The sequence below is a fragment of the Dactylosporangium sp. NPDC051087 genome (assembly GCF_055586325.1).
The window spans coordinates 1-12,538 of the sequence record NZ_JBVJIJ010000035.1 but is presented as its reverse complement, the minus strand read 5'-3'; the positions used below and the strand labels follow the sequence as shown (position 1 = coordinate 12,538).

Here is a 12,538-nt window from a genome sequence, read left to right as displayed (position 1 = left end):
TTGGGGGTTCGAGGAGTTTCGTTGCCGCGAGGAAAGCTTATATCCCGGTGACCACAGGGAGTTAGGTCATTGAGGGGCTTCTCGATGGACCTTTCGGTCGGTCGGCTTGCCGGTCAGGAGCCTCCGTCACCGGCGCCGGCGGAGAACGCCCAGGTGAACAGGATTGCGGCCGCGGCCGCGGCGATCGCGGCCCGCTTGATGAGGCCGGGGAGACCTACCCGCCAGTACATACGGCGAGCGATGGGCACGGCGTCCTTGGCGCCCTTGAGCCCTTTGCGGTAGGCCACGAACGCCTGCCAGGCGCGGCCCAGCGGGACCCCGACGACCAGTCCGATGATCAGTGCTGCGCTAGGAGGGATGCCGCCCACGGGTGCCCTTTCCGGTGCTGTGTAAGGGTTTCGGCCGATCGTAGCGGCAAATATCGATCAACTGGGGGCCCGTTTCCGGGGGCTGGTGGCTAGCCTTGCCGGCGTAGGTCTCGACGACGATGAGGAGCAGCGCCATGTGGGTGGACGGTAAGGACGGCAAGCCGCTGGACAGCATGCGGCCGGGCCCGTGGCAGCAGGCGGAGGGCCCGACCGAAGTCGACCCGGGCCCGTGGGTGAACCTGGACCAGGTGCTGTACGTCCAGGTGATCGGGCACAAGAGCGCGTGGGCGGTGGAGGTCGTGCGGGAGCCGCTGGCCAGGGTCGGGGGGAAGTTCGTGCTGGCGTCCCCGCGGGGGAAGCTGACGGCGGAGGGCAAGGCGGCGGTCCAGCGGGTGCTGGACAAGTGGATGGCCGGCCAGGGCCCGCGCGAGGAAGTCGTGTACGAGCTCCAGGCCGAGCAAGCGCGCGAGGTGCTGCAGTCGCTGTGACTGCACGCGGGAAACATGCTTGTTGATGTTGCTTGTTTCTGCACGTGCGTCTTATCGTGGTGGGGCGGGCACGCTCTGGAACCGGGTGCCCGCCCACCCGTCCCCGTAGGAGCAGCCATGCCCTTGACCTTGGCCGAGGTGACCGGCCCCCAGGCGATCCGCGACCCGCTGTTAGCGCCGTGGACCGATCCCGACACCCACGACCTCACCCGTGAGCTGGCGTACCGGATCGCGCACGACGCTGTCGCCCGGCCGGTGAGGAACCCCCGGCAGGAGCTGCGGCGGGCCAAGATCATGGACTTGCTCGGGCCGGATGACGGCCCGCTGGACGCCGCCCCGCTCGTGTACGAGCCGCCGAACAACGCCCCCGGCGACGTGTGGTCCCCGGGGAAGTTCGCAGGGTACGCGTACACCCGCCAGAGCCTGTGGCGGAAGACGACGGAGGGCCTGATCGTGCTGCAGATGCCCGAGGAGGGCTGCTGCGTCGACCGGTACGCGGAGTACGTGTACCGGACCCTGTTCGCCGGCGCCGTCGAGGCATGGGAGAGCGCGCAGCCCGCTGACGCGCTACCGTGAACGCCTCCGCACCAGCGGGCCCCCGCGCTTCCCCCGTGGCGCTGGGACCCAGGGTGTGCGGGCAGCACATACGCGAGGGCCCGACCGGATGCCGGTCGGGCCCTCGCCTTGTCCGTCAGGCCGGGACGGCGGCCGCGGTCGCGGCCCGCGTGTGCACCGCGTCCACGCACGCCTTGCAGTCGGCGAACGCGCCGTCGTGGCCGGCGGCGAGGTGCTCGGCGGCGACCGCCACGTGGAACGCGATCACGGGGGCGCCGACGCCGCGGCGTGCCATCGCCTTCACCGTGTCTGCGAGCGCGAGCATCCTCGAGGGAGTGGAATCGGTGGGGTGGGTGAAGCTGGCCCAGTCGACGGCGACCGTGACCCGGTGGTTCGGGCCCACGGTCATCACCACGCCTCGGGTGACGTGCCCGGTCTCCTCCAGCTCGATCTCCAGCCACTCCCCCAGCCACGGGCGCGGCTCGCCCTCGGGCACGGGGATGGGCACGTAGTCGGTCGCGGTCCGCGTGTACCGGCGCGGGATCACCAACCGGCGGGGGGCCTCGGTCATGCGCGGGCTCCGGCCGGCTCAGGCTCGTCGACGGGCTCGCGGTGCCACGACATGCCCTTGGGGGTCTGCTGGGTCACGAACCGGGTCCCGACGTGCCGGGCGGTGTGCTGGCACCCGGCGAGCAGGACCTGACCGCGGCCCAGGTCCACCAGCGAGGGCTTGCCACAGGCGCGGCGGGGGCAGCGCAGCGGCTCCAGCTGGTGCTGCCGGGCGGGGGGCACGAGCAGCTGGAGGTCCTCCTCGATCTGCTGGAGGGCGGGGATGCGCCGGTCGGCGCCGCCGCGCAGCACGCACGCGGCGGCGATGATCACGGGCACGGCCGCGCCCAGCCAGGTGACCACGGGCCCGCGCGGGAGCAGCGCCCACCCCAGGAACGTGCAGGCGGCGACGACCGCCACGAGCTCGCGGACACCGAGCTGGAAGATGGCGCTGATGGCGCGGGGTAGATACCTCACCGAATGGCTCCTCGGGGGGTGCGGCAGGTGTGGTTGGGGCAGGAGCCGCGCTCGACCTTGCTGCGGTCGACCGTCGTCTCCAGGCAGTCCGGGCAGGTATGACCGGCGCTGATGGCTATGACGGACAGGCGGTGGCGGAGCCGGTCGTACATGCCGGCGCCGGTGGCACCGCGGATCTCCCAGACGCGCGCGAGGGAGACCGTCAGGTTCGGGAACGCCCACCCATCGGCGAGGGCCCGTTCGATGACGAGCGCGAGGGCCTGCTCCTCGCGGGTGGACGGCGGGAGCAGCTGCCCGTCGCGGGGGGCGCGGCGCAGGACCTCGGTGAGGACCAGGCGGGCGCGGGCCCGGGTCGTGTTCAGGATCGTGGTCGTCTCGCCGTCGCCGGCGCCGGCGGCGGCCTCGGCGAGGAGCTCCGCCACGGTGTCGGGGATCCGGTCGCCGCGGTGGCGGCCGCGGGACGGCGCCGGGGCCGGGTTCGCGGGCCGGGGTCGCGGGCGGAACAGTGCTCGGAGTCGTGCCCACGGGGTGCTCATCGGCGCCTCCTGCGTCGGGTGCCGGCCGGTCGCTGGCCGGGTCGTGGGGTGGTCCAGGCGGTGCGGGCCGGTGGGGGTGGCTCCTGCTTGTGCTCGTCACGCTCCAGGCGCTGCAGCATGTCCCAGGCGCACGCGAACGCGCTGGGCTGGAACCCGGTGTTGACGGTGACGCGGTGCGGGAACGTGGCCTCCAGCCACCAACCGAGGTCTGGGTTGTGGTGGGGCATGACCTTGATGGCGCCGGCGGCCCCGGCCGCGTCCACGGCGTCCTTGAGCGCCTGGCGGCCGGGGTCGTCCAGCTGCATGAGGATGGAGAGCACGTCTGTGGTCATGGCCGGTGGGCATGCCTTCCGGTCGGCCGGTCGTCGGCGGGGACGGTGAACGCCAGCTCTTCCTGGAGCACGACGTACAGCAGGGAGGCCATCTCGGCGGGATCGACGCGGGCGGCGGCGCACCACTGCACCCACGTCTCCAGGGTGACCTTGCGCCGGTTCTCTTCGTAGGCGCGGATCGTGTACTGGCTGAGGCCGAGGCGGGCGCCGATGGCGGCCCAGCTCTCGTTGCGGTCCAGCCGGGACTGCCGCAGGGCGAGGACGAGCGGGTGGGTCGCCGACAGCTCGATGGTGTCGACTTCGTCCTGCTGCTGCCGGGGGATGGTGCTGTGCCTGGTGGCGATGAACATTTCGAGGATCTTGCGTACGGCCATGGGAGGGGGGTTCCCTTCTGCCCGGCGTCAGCGGCGGGCTGGCGTGGTGGGGGTCCCGGCGTGCCGGCCACGGTATGGCCGGTAGAAGCCGAACGAGGCGTAGAACGCGAGGGAGGCGAAGGTCCGCCGCAGGGTGCGGCGGTGGGCGCCGGTGGTCATGTGGTGCTCCCGGGGGGTGGTGCGTCAGGGCATGTGCCCTAGGCAGGGGCCGCCGTCATGGGGGTTGGCGGGGCACATGATCTGGTCGACCTGGTAAATCAGCCAGTCGGGCCAGGGCATGTCGTGTTGCGTGCGGGCCGCCTCGGCGACGACCTTGGGGCTGATCCGGAACTGCTTGCGCTCCAGCGGGAACCGGGCATAGACGGTGCGGTATCGGCGGGTGGCCGGGTGCACTGCCCTGACGCGGAAGCGGAGCACCAACAGCACATTGGTCACTGTGAGTTACTTGCGCAAGGGCAAGCGGTAAGTGGTGGTGAGGGGCCCCGCGGCTTGAAAACGTTCATCATGTCCCCTGGTGGCGGCGGTCCAGAAAGCCTGCGCTCCACAGGGTTTTTCACCCCCAGGAGTGCGTCACCTTGCGTGATCTTTTGCTGTCGCGCAAGCGTCCGATATTTGCGCCCGCCACGCAATGGGAGGGTGATTCTGCGTGCATGAAATGGCCGATCGGGTAATCCCAATCGGCCGCTTTGGAAAGACGGTTGCCCGTACCGGTCCTGCGCTCGGGGCAGTCAGGCGGCCCGCAACGTGGTACGGGCGGCCGGGACGTCGAGCTGCGAGCTGTCGCACCAGCCGACGAACGGCGGCGTGACCGCGTTGCGCACCCGATGGGTCGCCAGCTCGACCACGTGCACGACCACGCTGCGGTGGCCGGCGGCGACGAAGTCGAGGCGCAGTGCCTCCGCGATCTCGGGCAGGGACGCGTTGTCGAGCTGCCAGCGGGTGCCGCCGGCGATGCACTCGTCCGGGGTGACCTCGCCGTCGTTGTCCTGGTCGGCGAACGCCTGGAACACGATCAGGCGCGGCGGAAATGTGGTTGGTCCCATGCATTTCATGGTACGGGCCGACCCGCGCCGGGTCACGGGTAGCTAGCTAGCTTGGTGGCCAGCTAGCTACCCGTGGGGCGCGCAGGCTAGCTAGCTAGCCGGTTGTGACCCGGGCAACGGGGCGCTGACCCAGATCAGGTCGGTGTCCGTCTCCTCCAGCACGACCTGCTTGGTGTCCTTGGCCTCCTGCCAGGCCAGCACGGTGGCATCGAACGAGCCGCGGTTGAAGGTGCGCGCCAGGACGCTGTTGGCGTGCCGGGCGCAGCCGCAGGTGCCGTACGTGGCGTCCACGTAGTCCTCGCCGGCGGCGGCCAGCTGGATGGACAGGCGGGACTTCTCCCCGCCCCAGTGGCAGCGGCCCTCCACGCAGTTGCCGCAGGTGTCCTCGAAGTACTCGTTGGTGGCGTGCGCGAGCACCGCGGCGGCGATCGCGCCGGCCAGCTCGCGGGCGCCGCTGATCTGGCCCAGGCCGTCAAGGACGGCGCGGGCGAGCACCAGGGCATCGGTGCGGGTGATCTCGCCGGTCGCTGTCACCCGCTCCGTGGCGGCGTTCAGGGCTTCCGCAGTCACGATGGCGTTCGGGTCGGTCATGATCGTTTCCTCTCAGGTGTGCCGGCTGGAGGTGAGCTGCTGGACCGGGCCCGGGGCGGGCCGCGGCGGCTGGGGCTCGACCTTGGACCGTACGCGGCGGGGTCGGCCGGCGTTGCGCTGCTCGATGCGCTGGCGCACCCGGTAGGCGACGGCCAGGGCGAGCACGATTACCACTCCCTCGAGCGTGAGCCATGGCCAGCGCCACGCGGTGACGGCGACGGCGACGGTGGTCAGGCGGACGGTGGCGCGTTCCAGTCCGGACCAGTAGGCCCAGAAGATCGGCAGGCCCAGGGTGCCCTTGACGTAGGGGGGTGGGCGCAGCCCGTACCAGAAGGTGGTGGGCGGGTGGGGGCGGTTGCGGCGGTCCAGCTTGAAGATCGGCGCGCCGGTGACGAACCGGACGAGGGCGAACGAGCCGACGAGGGCGGTCCAGCCGAGGGCGGGCATGCCGCGGTGGAGCAGGAACCGGCCGAGCCGGGGGGCGATCCAGGCGGCGATGGTGCCGAGGCCGTAGAAGAGGGCCCAGCCGATCCAGCCGACGATCTTGAAGATCCCGATCATGAGGATGCCGACGAGGCGGAACAGGGCGATCAGCCAGTGGTCCGGGCGGGCCGGCGCGGTCAGCTCGTGCATGTGCACTCCAGGGAGGTCCGGGGGGTGTGCAGGGCGGGTGTGTGTACGTGCAGGCGTGCCGTGTGCACAGGTGCTGCCGGGCCGGGTGCCGGTGCCGGGTGCACGGTGGGCGCTCCGGGTGCTCCCGCTGGGGTGCTGTGCATACGGGCCGCTCCGCACACGCTGGTGCTGTGCTGGCGGGCCCGGGTGTACACCGGCGCGTGTGGGTGTCGCGTGTGCGTGTGGTCGCGGGTGTGCACGTGTGGGTGCACGTGTGGGTGTGCGGTCGTGTGCACACGCGCGAGTCGTTGATCCACAACCCCTCCCCTATTCAAGATCTTTGATCTTGTGTCGTATTTAGGCTGGCTATTTAGGCAGGTCAGAATGGGCATGGATCTTGGTTTCTTTCGCAGGAGTTATCGCAAGATCTTTTCGGCCTGTGGATCTTCCAGCGGTCTGGGCTGTCGGGTGCATATCGGGGCTCCCCCGCGGCGGGGTTTCGTGGATCTCCCCCAGACCTCCGCCGCCGCCCGCTCCCCCCGCTTCGCGCGAGGTCAGCACCCGCTTCCTTGAGCGCTGCCGGGCTGCTCCGCCAGCACCCCCACTGCTGTGGGGGAGCGGGCAAAACGGACACCTAGCAGGGGGCGGAGCAGCCCAGACAGCACTCAGAGAATGCGACGCACGGCCTCTTCGAGATCGGCCCGCCGGTACCCTCGAACGTTCGTTTCCTCGCCTTTGTCGTTGCGAGGACCGTCCTTTCCCAGCTGCACAGGAAACACCCCGTGCGGGCGCAGTGCAGTCGCCAGCGACGCCTGGGTCAGCTTGGCCCACGCGCCGGGGTCGGCGGCCTGGAGGATCTGCACGAGCACCGCGGACGGCAGCGCGATCGCGCCCTCACCGGCCTGGAACGCCGCGCGTGCAGCCAGGAGTACCGGGGGGAGTGCATCCGCCTGTGCAGCCCGTTTGGGCAGCACGCCAGCGTCTGCACGGAGCTTCCTGGCGTATGCACAGATGGCCTCGACGTCAGCCGGCGGGAGCATGTGCGTGCGCAGTTGTACAGACGGTTGACCTGTACGGCGCAGGATCGACTCCCCGGGGATCTCCGGGATCTCGTGTGCACGGTTGCCCGCCGAGGACTGGCCCTTGCCGAGCACGGCGTCCGACATCAGCCAGTCGCTGCAGTAGATCGCCCAGCGGATGGAGATCAGGGCGGCGATGGAGGTCTTCACGACGTCGGCGGACGGGTAGTGCGCGGTCAGCAGCGCGATCACGCCGACCGTGGGACCCAGCCGGATGATGTCGCCCAGCAGGCTGGTCAGCTCCTCCCGGATGGTCGGGTCCGGGTGCTGGGTGAAGGTCGCCAACTCGTCGATGGCGAGCAGCCAGATCGGCATCTCGCGCTCGCAGGTCTCGCGGTCCAGCTCCTGCAGGCGCAGCTCCCGGAGCCGGTCCAGGCGCCGGTCGATCTCCTTGCGGACCATGCGGACCACGTAGACGATCGAGTAGGGGTCGCCCTTCTCCCCGACGGCGAGGCACATGTCCTCGAACGCGTACCCGTCGACGCCCTTGCCGTCGGCCAGGATGACCTGGGTGTGCACGTCCAGCAGGGCGTGCAGGATGATGTGCAGCGCCGCGGTGGTCTTGCCCATGCGGGGGACGCCGCCGAGCAGGATGGCCTTGGCGATGACGAGCGCCAGGACCTGCTGGAGGCGGGGGGTCAGCCCCAGGTCGATGCCCTCCCACATGCTCGTGGGGCGGGGCTTGACCGCCAGGGGGTGACGGGTGGGCTTGCGCTCGGCCGGGTCGCTGGAGGTCACGTGCACGCGGATGCGGCGGCCGTTACCGGGCACCGGGCGCAGCCACAGCCGCTCCACGGAGGTCTTCAGGCCGGACGCGAGGCGCACGCGCTGCTCCAGCGCCTTCGCGTAGGTGAAGTAGGGGGGGCCCTCGGCCTCGAAGTGGTAGTCGCTGCCGCCGTCGCTGAGGACCGGCGTGACCAGGTCGACCTCCTGCCAGTCCTTGACGAGGCCGGCGTGCTGGAACGCCTCGCGCACGAACTGGTCCGGGGGGACCAGCCACTTCACGTTGATGGGGTCGACCAGGATGCGGTGTCCGCGGGCGCCGGCGTACCAGGCGGCGGCGAGCACCCCGAGGGCCTCCAGCTGCCAGATCAGGTCGTAGTTCCAGCCCTGGAAGAGGCCGATGGTCATGCCGACCGCGTCACCGATCAGCACCATCAGCAGGCTGGTGCGGAAGCTGGAACGGCGGTCCCGGCGCACCGCGACCCACTTCTCCACGTTCTCCTTGCGGAGGTCCTCCAGGTCGGCGGCCGACAGCCACCGCCACAGCCCGGAGGCGAGGACGCCGAGCCCGCGGATGGGCGTCCACGCCGCGCGGACCAGGGTCCACGGGTGCAGCCAGCGCAGGGTCCCGCGGATGGCGTTGTGCGCCAGCTGGCGCGCGATGGACTTCGCCCAGTCCATGGCGCTGCCGCGGTCCGAGGTGAACCAGAAGGCGGTGGGCTCGGGCCCATCGTCAAGGTCAACTTCGGTGTCGGTGTCCTCGAACGTCTGTTCGTCGGCCATGATGCGTGTCTCTCCTTCGGGAGGGAGAGCAGGGGTGCGGCTCTTGGTTGGTCCCTGGGGTCCGCACCCCTGCGGCTTGCGTGCTTAGCGGGCGCTGGCCAGCTCTGGCAGCTCGGACAGGTCTGGGTCGTCCGGCGCTGGGACGGCGGCCCGGGTGGGCTGTGGTGGTGGCGCGACCGGCCGGGCCGGTTCCACGGCGGGCTCTGCGGCGGCCTCGGTGTACTCCTTGAGGACCTTGTCCGCCTGCCGCGAGTTGGACTTGAAACCGCCGGCTTCCTGGAGCTTCTGGACCGCGTACCGGGTGAGCGTCTCGGCGCGCCGCTGCGGGTCGTCGTCCAGCCAGTCCTGGACCAGGCGCCGGGTGTCGTCGATCGTCGGGGACGGCAGCTCCGCCGTGGCGTCCGGCGGGTTGGTGAACGCGTCCACCTGCTGGGCCATCGCCGTGACCTGGGCCTTGAGCCAGGCCCCGTTCGAGCGGCTCTCCTCGCCGATGAAGGTGCCGATCTCCTCGCGGAGCCGGGCGAGGGAGTCGGAGATCCGGTCGTTCAGGCGGTCCGTCAGGACATCGGTGACGGTGTCGACGATCGCCTTGGTGTCGACGTCGGCCGGGGCGGCCTGCGGCAGCTGGATCAGGACCTCGGCGATCACGCGCTCTTGCAGGTTCGCCAGCTGTTCGCCGGCGGTCTCGGCCACGTACCGCGCGGCGGCGTGCGTGGAGCCGCGCAGCTCGTCCGCCAGCTGCTCGATCGTGGCCAGCTGGGCGCGGATCTCGCCGCCCAGGCGGTGCTCGAGCTCCGCCACCTGGTCCACGGTCGGCCCGGTCTGGACCTGCCGGACGGCCCACGGGTCCAGGGCGGCCAGGGACGTGGGGCGGGTGCCCTGGATCGCGCCGTACCGGACCGCGACGGCGCGCTGGACCTCGTCCATCACGTCCTGGTCGTTGGCCAGCCCCAGGTGTTCTGCGGCGCCCTCGACGGCGCGCATCAGGGCACGCTCGGCGCGCTTGCGCTGCCGTTCCCACCGGGAGGGGTAGTGGTGCACGCGCAGGGCGAGGCGGGCCAGCCGGTTGATCCGGCGGGAGCGCTCGACCTCCGTGACGTCGCGGTCTTTCGCCTGGACCAGCCGGAGCTTGATCAGGATGTTCTCCGCGGAGAGCACCCAGGCGCGGAGCTTCTTGACCCCGTGGTCGGACTTCTCGGACGCAAGGGCGCGTTCCCACAGCCAGGCGGCGGCGAACGGCAGCGCGAGGCGCAGCGCCTGGAGGTCGAAGTCCGTGGCGTGCAGGGCGGACAGGAGACCGGTCACGCCGGCGAGGACCCACACGGCGATGCCGTCGACGCCGGTCCCGACCTTGACCGTGTTGTCCTTCGCGTGCCTGGCGATCGAGACGAGGAGGTTGCTCCTGGCGCGGAGGGCCTCGGCGAACAGGGCCAGCTCCAGGCCACCGAACAGCACGACGAGCAGCGGGCCCTTGACGCCCACGACCTCGGCCCAGAACATCCACATGCCCTGCGCGGACGCGCCGGTCAGGATGATGGCCACGATGATGGTCAGGATCGTCTCCGGGCGGCGGTTGACCGTCCCGGCCGGCTTGGCGACGTGGGCGCGCCGGGTGATCCACATGATCGCGGCCATCACCAGGAACACCACCGCGGCGGCGGTCGCGGCGGCCGGGCCCGGCTGGTCCAGCTGCAGCTGTTCAATCAGGGTGTCCATGCTGGTCACCGGCCCTCTCGGGTCGGCGGCGTGAGAACGGTGCGGGCGGCGGCCAGGATGTGCGCGGGGATGTGCTCGGCGAGCGCGGTCTCCACGATGTCCTGGACGGACCGGCCGGACCGGCGCGCGTACACGTCCAGGGCGTAGCTGATGTCCTGGGTGAGCTTGACGTTGCGGGGGATTCGGCCCACCCGGGCGGGCGGGGGCGGGGCGGACAGGTCGACGTCGGGGGCGCCCGGGTTCCAGGGCGGGCGCTCGGTGGTCATGGTCGGCACGGGGCTCTCCTCGGAGATCGGTGCGCGCTTCGGGGAAGGTGGGGCCTGCTGGGTGTTCTTGCTCGGGGCCAGGTTGGCGCTGGACAGGGGCGGTGGAACGGCGGACGGCATCTCTTCCTCCCGGCGGCTCATGCGGTCACCTGGTCCAAGGCGATGATCTGCCGGGCGTGGGTGATCGCGAGCTGGCGGAAGGTGCGGCCGAACGCGTGGGCGATGGTGCCGGGGTACTCACCGCGGCCCATCGCCTCGTGCAGGGCGGAGCTGGACGGGACCGGGTCCCACACGGGGATGCCGGGCAGGGACTCACCGAGCCGGGCGACCCTGCGGACGCCGGCGGGTTTGGTCTGGTCCAGGTTGGTCGGGATCACCCCGATGATCTCCAGCTCGTTGCCGCGGTTCAGTGCCTCGCGGGCCTCGTTGACGTAGGCGACGACACGGACAGCGGCCTCGATGGAGTCGTTGTCCATCTCGCAGGGGAGCAGGATGTTGTCGGCAGCGACGAGCGCGAAGTCGAGCAGCCGGTTCAGGCTGGGGCCTTTGTCGATGATCACGTAGTGGGGGCCTGCGGCGCCCTTGGCCGTCTCGTAGTGGTCCAGGGCGAGGCGGAGCCGGGTTTCGTGACCGATGCTCGGGGGGGCTTTCTCGATGTCGGTCAGGTCGAGCGGTGCCAGGGATGGGACCACGCTGATCAGGTTGGCGCTGGGGTGGTCCCATCCGCAGGGCACGACGACATCGGCGATACCGACGCGGTTGGTGGCGCGCATCAGTCCTGCGACGCCGGGGTTTCCGGCGCGGATCAGGTTCTCCTTCTGCTGGTTGCGGATGCCCAGGCGGCTGGTGAGGTTGCCCTGGGGGTCCAGGTCGACCATCAGCGTGGGGATGCCCTCCAGGGCGAATCCGTAGGCCAGCCCAACGGCGGTGGTCGTTTTACCGACCCCGCCCTTGTGGTTGACGAGCAGGACGCGGCGTGCCACGGGTCTCTCCTCTGTTCGCGGTTGGTGTGGTTCAGGGCGCGCTGGACGCCCGGGTCGGCAGGGTGGGGAAGCAGATGCCGTGGCCCTTGGTTGCCACGCTGTCGACGTAGGTCATGCGGTCGGCGTAGCCGGCGTCGACCTCGATGGAGGCGCGGCCGAGGATGGCCAGGGCGTGGGCGATGACGCTGTTCAGGTCCTCGTACCGGCTGGCGCACTGGGTGGCGTTGGCGGCCGGGTGGTCCTTCATCGTGTGCGTCAGCAGCAGCGCCTCGTGGAGGCGGTGGGCGGCGGCGTTGAGGAGCTCGGCCTCGCGGGAGGCGGCCTCGATGGCGTGGCGGCCGGTCGCGGTGATGGTGTAGCGGTCGTTCTCGTTCGCGGTGTTGTTCGGGGGGCTGCTGTAGACCGCCTCGAACACGGTGTATCCGCGGGCGACGAGGTCTTTGAGCGCGAGGTAGACCGGGCTGCCCATGTTGCGCGGGTAGCCGCTGTAGGCGGCGGACAGGTCGTCGTCCTTACCGGCCCAGACTGCGGTCAGCGACTGCAGCAGCTGGTAGGAGGTGGCGGAGCCGTCGAGGGCGGCCGGGCCGACCCGGCGGGCGTCGAGGGCTTTGAGGATGTCGCGCTGCAGCTTGCTGATGGGCTGCTCTGCCATGAGGATGGCGTCCCTTCGGGGAGTGCGGGGGGTTCCAGTGCCCCGCCCACTGACGACCGTACATGTTTCCATGCAATGATGCAAGAAAGCTAGCTAGCTAGCTATCGGCGTGTCGCGATGGCTAGCTAGCTAGCCAGGGTGCTAGCTGGGCAGGTCAGAACGGTGGATCGTCGGGGTCGTGCTGCTGTTCGGTGCCCCGGCGCGCCGGGGGGTTCAGGGCGTGCCAACGGTCCTGGATAAGGATCGTCAGCCACGCCAGCAGCAGGACTGCGGTCAGCGAGGCAAGCGCGCGGGGTCCGGCGGCGTCACGGGTGCCGAGGGCCAGCGTGGGGGGGGGGGGGGGGGGGGGGGGGGGGGGGAGGGGGCGGGGGGGGGGGGGGTGGGGGGGGTGGTGGTGGGGGGGTGAGGGTG

The 12,538-nt window shown here is 70.9% G+C and carries 18 protein-coding genes; 2 read left to right on the top strand and 16 right to left on the bottom strand.

All coding sequences use genetic code 11. The features are described from left to right. Positions 1-113: 113 nt before the first annotated feature. Positions 114-368, bottom strand: coding sequence for a hypothetical protein (locus ACZ6TV_RS45840; protein ID WP_465306240.1), 255 nt, complete (start codon positions 366-368; stop codon positions 114-116). A gap of 134 nt (positions 369-502) precedes the next feature. Between ACZ6TV_RS45840 and ACZ6TV_RS45835 the strand changes: the two genes are divergently transcribed. Both ACZ6TV_RS45835 and ACZ6TV_RS45830 read left to right on the top strand, forming a co-directional pair. Further along, complete coding sequence (locus ACZ6TV_RS45835) at positions 503-856, top strand: hypothetical protein (RefSeq protein WP_465306238.1); 354 nt, start codon at positions 503-505, stop codon at positions 854-856. A gap of 117 nt (positions 857-973) precedes the next feature. After that, on the top strand, positions 974-1,432 hold the full coding sequence (locus ACZ6TV_RS45830) for a hypothetical protein (protein ID WP_465306236.1): 459 nt from the start codon (positions 974-976) through the stop codon (positions 1,430-1,432). A 115-nt stretch (positions 1,433-1,547) separates the two neighbouring features. Here the strand turns inward: ACZ6TV_RS45830 and ACZ6TV_RS45825 are convergent, their stop codons facing one another. The 15 genes from ACZ6TV_RS45825 to ACZ6TV_RS45755 form a co-directional block, all read right to left on the bottom strand. Then, entirely contained in the window at positions 1,548-1,982 is a 435-nt protein-coding gene (locus ACZ6TV_RS45825; protein ID WP_465306234.1) for a hypothetical protein, read from the bottom strand. Further along, positions 1,979-2,437, bottom strand: coding sequence for a hypothetical protein (locus ACZ6TV_RS45820; RefSeq protein WP_465306232.1), 459 nt, complete (start codon positions 2,435-2,437; stop codon positions 1,979-1,981). The genes ACZ6TV_RS45825 and ACZ6TV_RS45820 overlap by 4 nt, the downstream gene beginning before the upstream one ends. Beyond that, positions 2,434-2,973, bottom strand: a complete 540-nt coding sequence (locus ACZ6TV_RS45815) for a hypothetical protein (RefSeq protein WP_465306230.1) — start codon at positions 2,971-2,973, stop codon at positions 2,434-2,436. The genes ACZ6TV_RS45820 and ACZ6TV_RS45815 overlap by 4 nt, the downstream gene beginning before the upstream one ends. Then, entirely contained in the window at positions 2,970-3,305 is a 336-nt protein-coding gene (locus tag ACZ6TV_RS45810) for a hypothetical protein (protein ID WP_465306228.1), read from the bottom strand. Before ACZ6TV_RS45810 ends, ACZ6TV_RS45815 begins: the two co-directional genes overlap by 4 nt. Then, complete coding sequence (locus ACZ6TV_RS45805) at positions 3,302-3,679, bottom strand: helix-turn-helix domain-containing protein (protein ID WP_465306226.1); 378 nt, start codon at positions 3,677-3,679, stop codon at positions 3,302-3,304. The genes ACZ6TV_RS45810 and ACZ6TV_RS45805 overlap by 4 nt, the downstream gene beginning before the upstream one ends. Positions 3,680-3,706: 27 nt before the next feature. Next, positions 3,707-3,838, bottom strand: coding sequence for a hypothetical protein (locus ACZ6TV_RS45800; RefSeq protein WP_465306224.1), 132 nt, complete (start codon positions 3,836-3,838; stop codon positions 3,707-3,709). 24 nt (positions 3,839-3,862) lie between these two features. Continuing rightward, positions 3,863-4,105: a hypothetical protein gene (locus ACZ6TV_RS45795; RefSeq protein ID WP_465306222.1), complete on the bottom strand. Its 243-nt coding sequence runs from the start codon at positions 4,103-4,105 to the stop codon at positions 3,863-3,865. Between the two features lie 302 nt (positions 4,106-4,407). Then, positions 4,408-4,722 (bottom strand): hypothetical protein, encoded by a 315-nt coding sequence (locus tag ACZ6TV_RS45790; protein WP_465306220.1) that lies wholly within the window; start codon positions 4,720-4,722, stop codon positions 4,408-4,410. A gap of 90 nt (positions 4,723-4,812) precedes the next feature. Then, positions 4,813-5,313, bottom strand: coding sequence for a hypothetical protein (locus tag ACZ6TV_RS45785; protein WP_465306219.1), 501 nt, complete (start codon positions 5,311-5,313; stop codon positions 4,813-4,815). A gap of 12 nt (positions 5,314-5,325) precedes the next feature. Continuing rightward, positions 5,326-5,946 (bottom strand): hypothetical protein, encoded by a 621-nt coding sequence (locus tag ACZ6TV_RS45780; RefSeq protein WP_465306217.1) that lies wholly within the window; start codon positions 5,944-5,946, stop codon positions 5,326-5,328. 644 nt (positions 5,947-6,590) lie between these two features. Beyond that, a complete protein-coding gene (locus ACZ6TV_RS45775; protein WP_465306215.1) occupies positions 6,591-8,510 on the bottom strand; it encodes a hypothetical protein in 1,920 nt (639 codons plus the stop codon). A gap of 84 nt (positions 8,511-8,594) precedes the next feature. Next, the gene (locus tag ACZ6TV_RS45770; protein ID WP_465306213.1) at positions 8,595-10,226 is read right to left on the bottom strand and encodes a hypothetical protein; all 1,632 of its coding nucleotides are present in this window, start codon (positions 10,224-10,226) and stop codon (positions 8,595-8,597) included. Between the two features lie 5 nt (positions 10,227-10,231). Further along, entirely contained in the window at positions 10,232-10,633 is a 402-nt protein-coding gene (locus ACZ6TV_RS45765) for a hypothetical protein (RefSeq protein WP_465306211.1), read from the bottom strand. Further along, positions 10,630-11,475, bottom strand: a complete 846-nt coding sequence (locus ACZ6TV_RS45760; RefSeq protein ID WP_465306209.1) for a ParA family protein — start codon at positions 11,473-11,475, stop codon at positions 10,630-10,632. Before ACZ6TV_RS45760 ends, ACZ6TV_RS45765 begins: the two co-directional genes overlap by 4 nt. Before the next feature lie 31 nt (positions 11,476-11,506). Then, complete coding sequence (locus tag ACZ6TV_RS45755) at positions 11,507-12,127, bottom strand: hypothetical protein (RefSeq protein WP_465306207.1); 621 nt, start codon at positions 12,125-12,127, stop codon at positions 11,507-11,509. Positions 12,128-12,538 lie beyond the last annotated feature (411 nt).

What these genes read in the sequence shown, in the direction of transcription:
- ACZ6TV_RS45835 (WP_465306238.1), top strand. Translation starts at nt 503, where the DNA reads ATGTGGGTGGACGGTAAGGACGGCAAGCCGCTGGACAGCATGCGGCCG.
- ACZ6TV_RS45830 (WP_465306236.1), top strand. Translation starts at nt 974, where the DNA reads ATGCCCTTGACCTTGGCCGAGGTGACCGGCCCCCAGGCGATCCGCGAC.
- ACZ6TV_RS45825 (WP_465306234.1), bottom strand. Translation starts at nt 1,982, where the DNA reads ATGACCGAGGCCCCCCGCCGGTTGGTGATCCCGCGCCGGTACACGCGG.
- ACZ6TV_RS45815 (WP_465306230.1), bottom strand. Translation starts at nt 2,973, where the DNA reads ATGAGCACCCCGTGGGCACGACTCCGAGCACTGTTCCGCCCGCGACCC.
- ACZ6TV_RS45810 (WP_465306228.1), bottom strand. Translation starts at nt 3,305, where the DNA reads ATGACCACAGACGTGCTCTCCATCCTCATGCAGCTGGACGACCCCGGC.
- ACZ6TV_RS45805 (WP_465306226.1), bottom strand. Translation starts at nt 3,679, where the DNA reads ATGGCCGTACGCAAGATCCTCGAAATGTTCATCGCCACCAGGCACAGC.
- ACZ6TV_RS45800 (WP_465306224.1), bottom strand. Translation starts at nt 3,838, where the DNA reads ATGACCACCGGCGCCCACCGCCGCACCCTGCGGCGGACCTTCGCCTCC.
- ACZ6TV_RS45790 (WP_465306220.1), bottom strand. Translation starts at nt 4,722, where the DNA reads ATGGGACCAACCACATTTCCGCCGCGCCTGATCGTGTTCCAGGCGTTC.
- ACZ6TV_RS45785 (WP_465306219.1), bottom strand. Translation starts at nt 5,313, where the DNA reads ATGACCGACCCGAACGCCATCGTGACTGCGGAAGCCCTGAACGCCGCC.
- ACZ6TV_RS45780 (WP_465306217.1), bottom strand. Translation starts at nt 5,946, where the DNA reads ATGCACGAGCTGACCGCGCCGGCCCGCCCGGACCACTGGCTGATCGCC.
- ACZ6TV_RS45775 (WP_465306215.1), bottom strand. Translation starts at nt 8,510, where the DNA reads ATGGCCGACGAACAGACGTTCGAGGACACCGACACCGAAGTTGACCTT.
- ACZ6TV_RS45770 (WP_465306213.1), bottom strand. Translation starts at nt 10,226, where the DNA reads ATGGACACCCTGATTGAACAGCTGCAGCTGGACCAGCCGGGCCCGGCC.
- ACZ6TV_RS45765 (WP_465306211.1), bottom strand. Translation starts at nt 10,633, where the DNA reads ATGAGCCGCCGGGAGGAAGAGATGCCGTCCGCCGTTCCACCGCCCCTG.
- ACZ6TV_RS45755 (WP_465306207.1), bottom strand. Translation starts at nt 12,127, where the DNA reads ATGGCAGAGCAGCCCATCAGCAAGCTGCAGCGCGACATCCTCAAAGCC.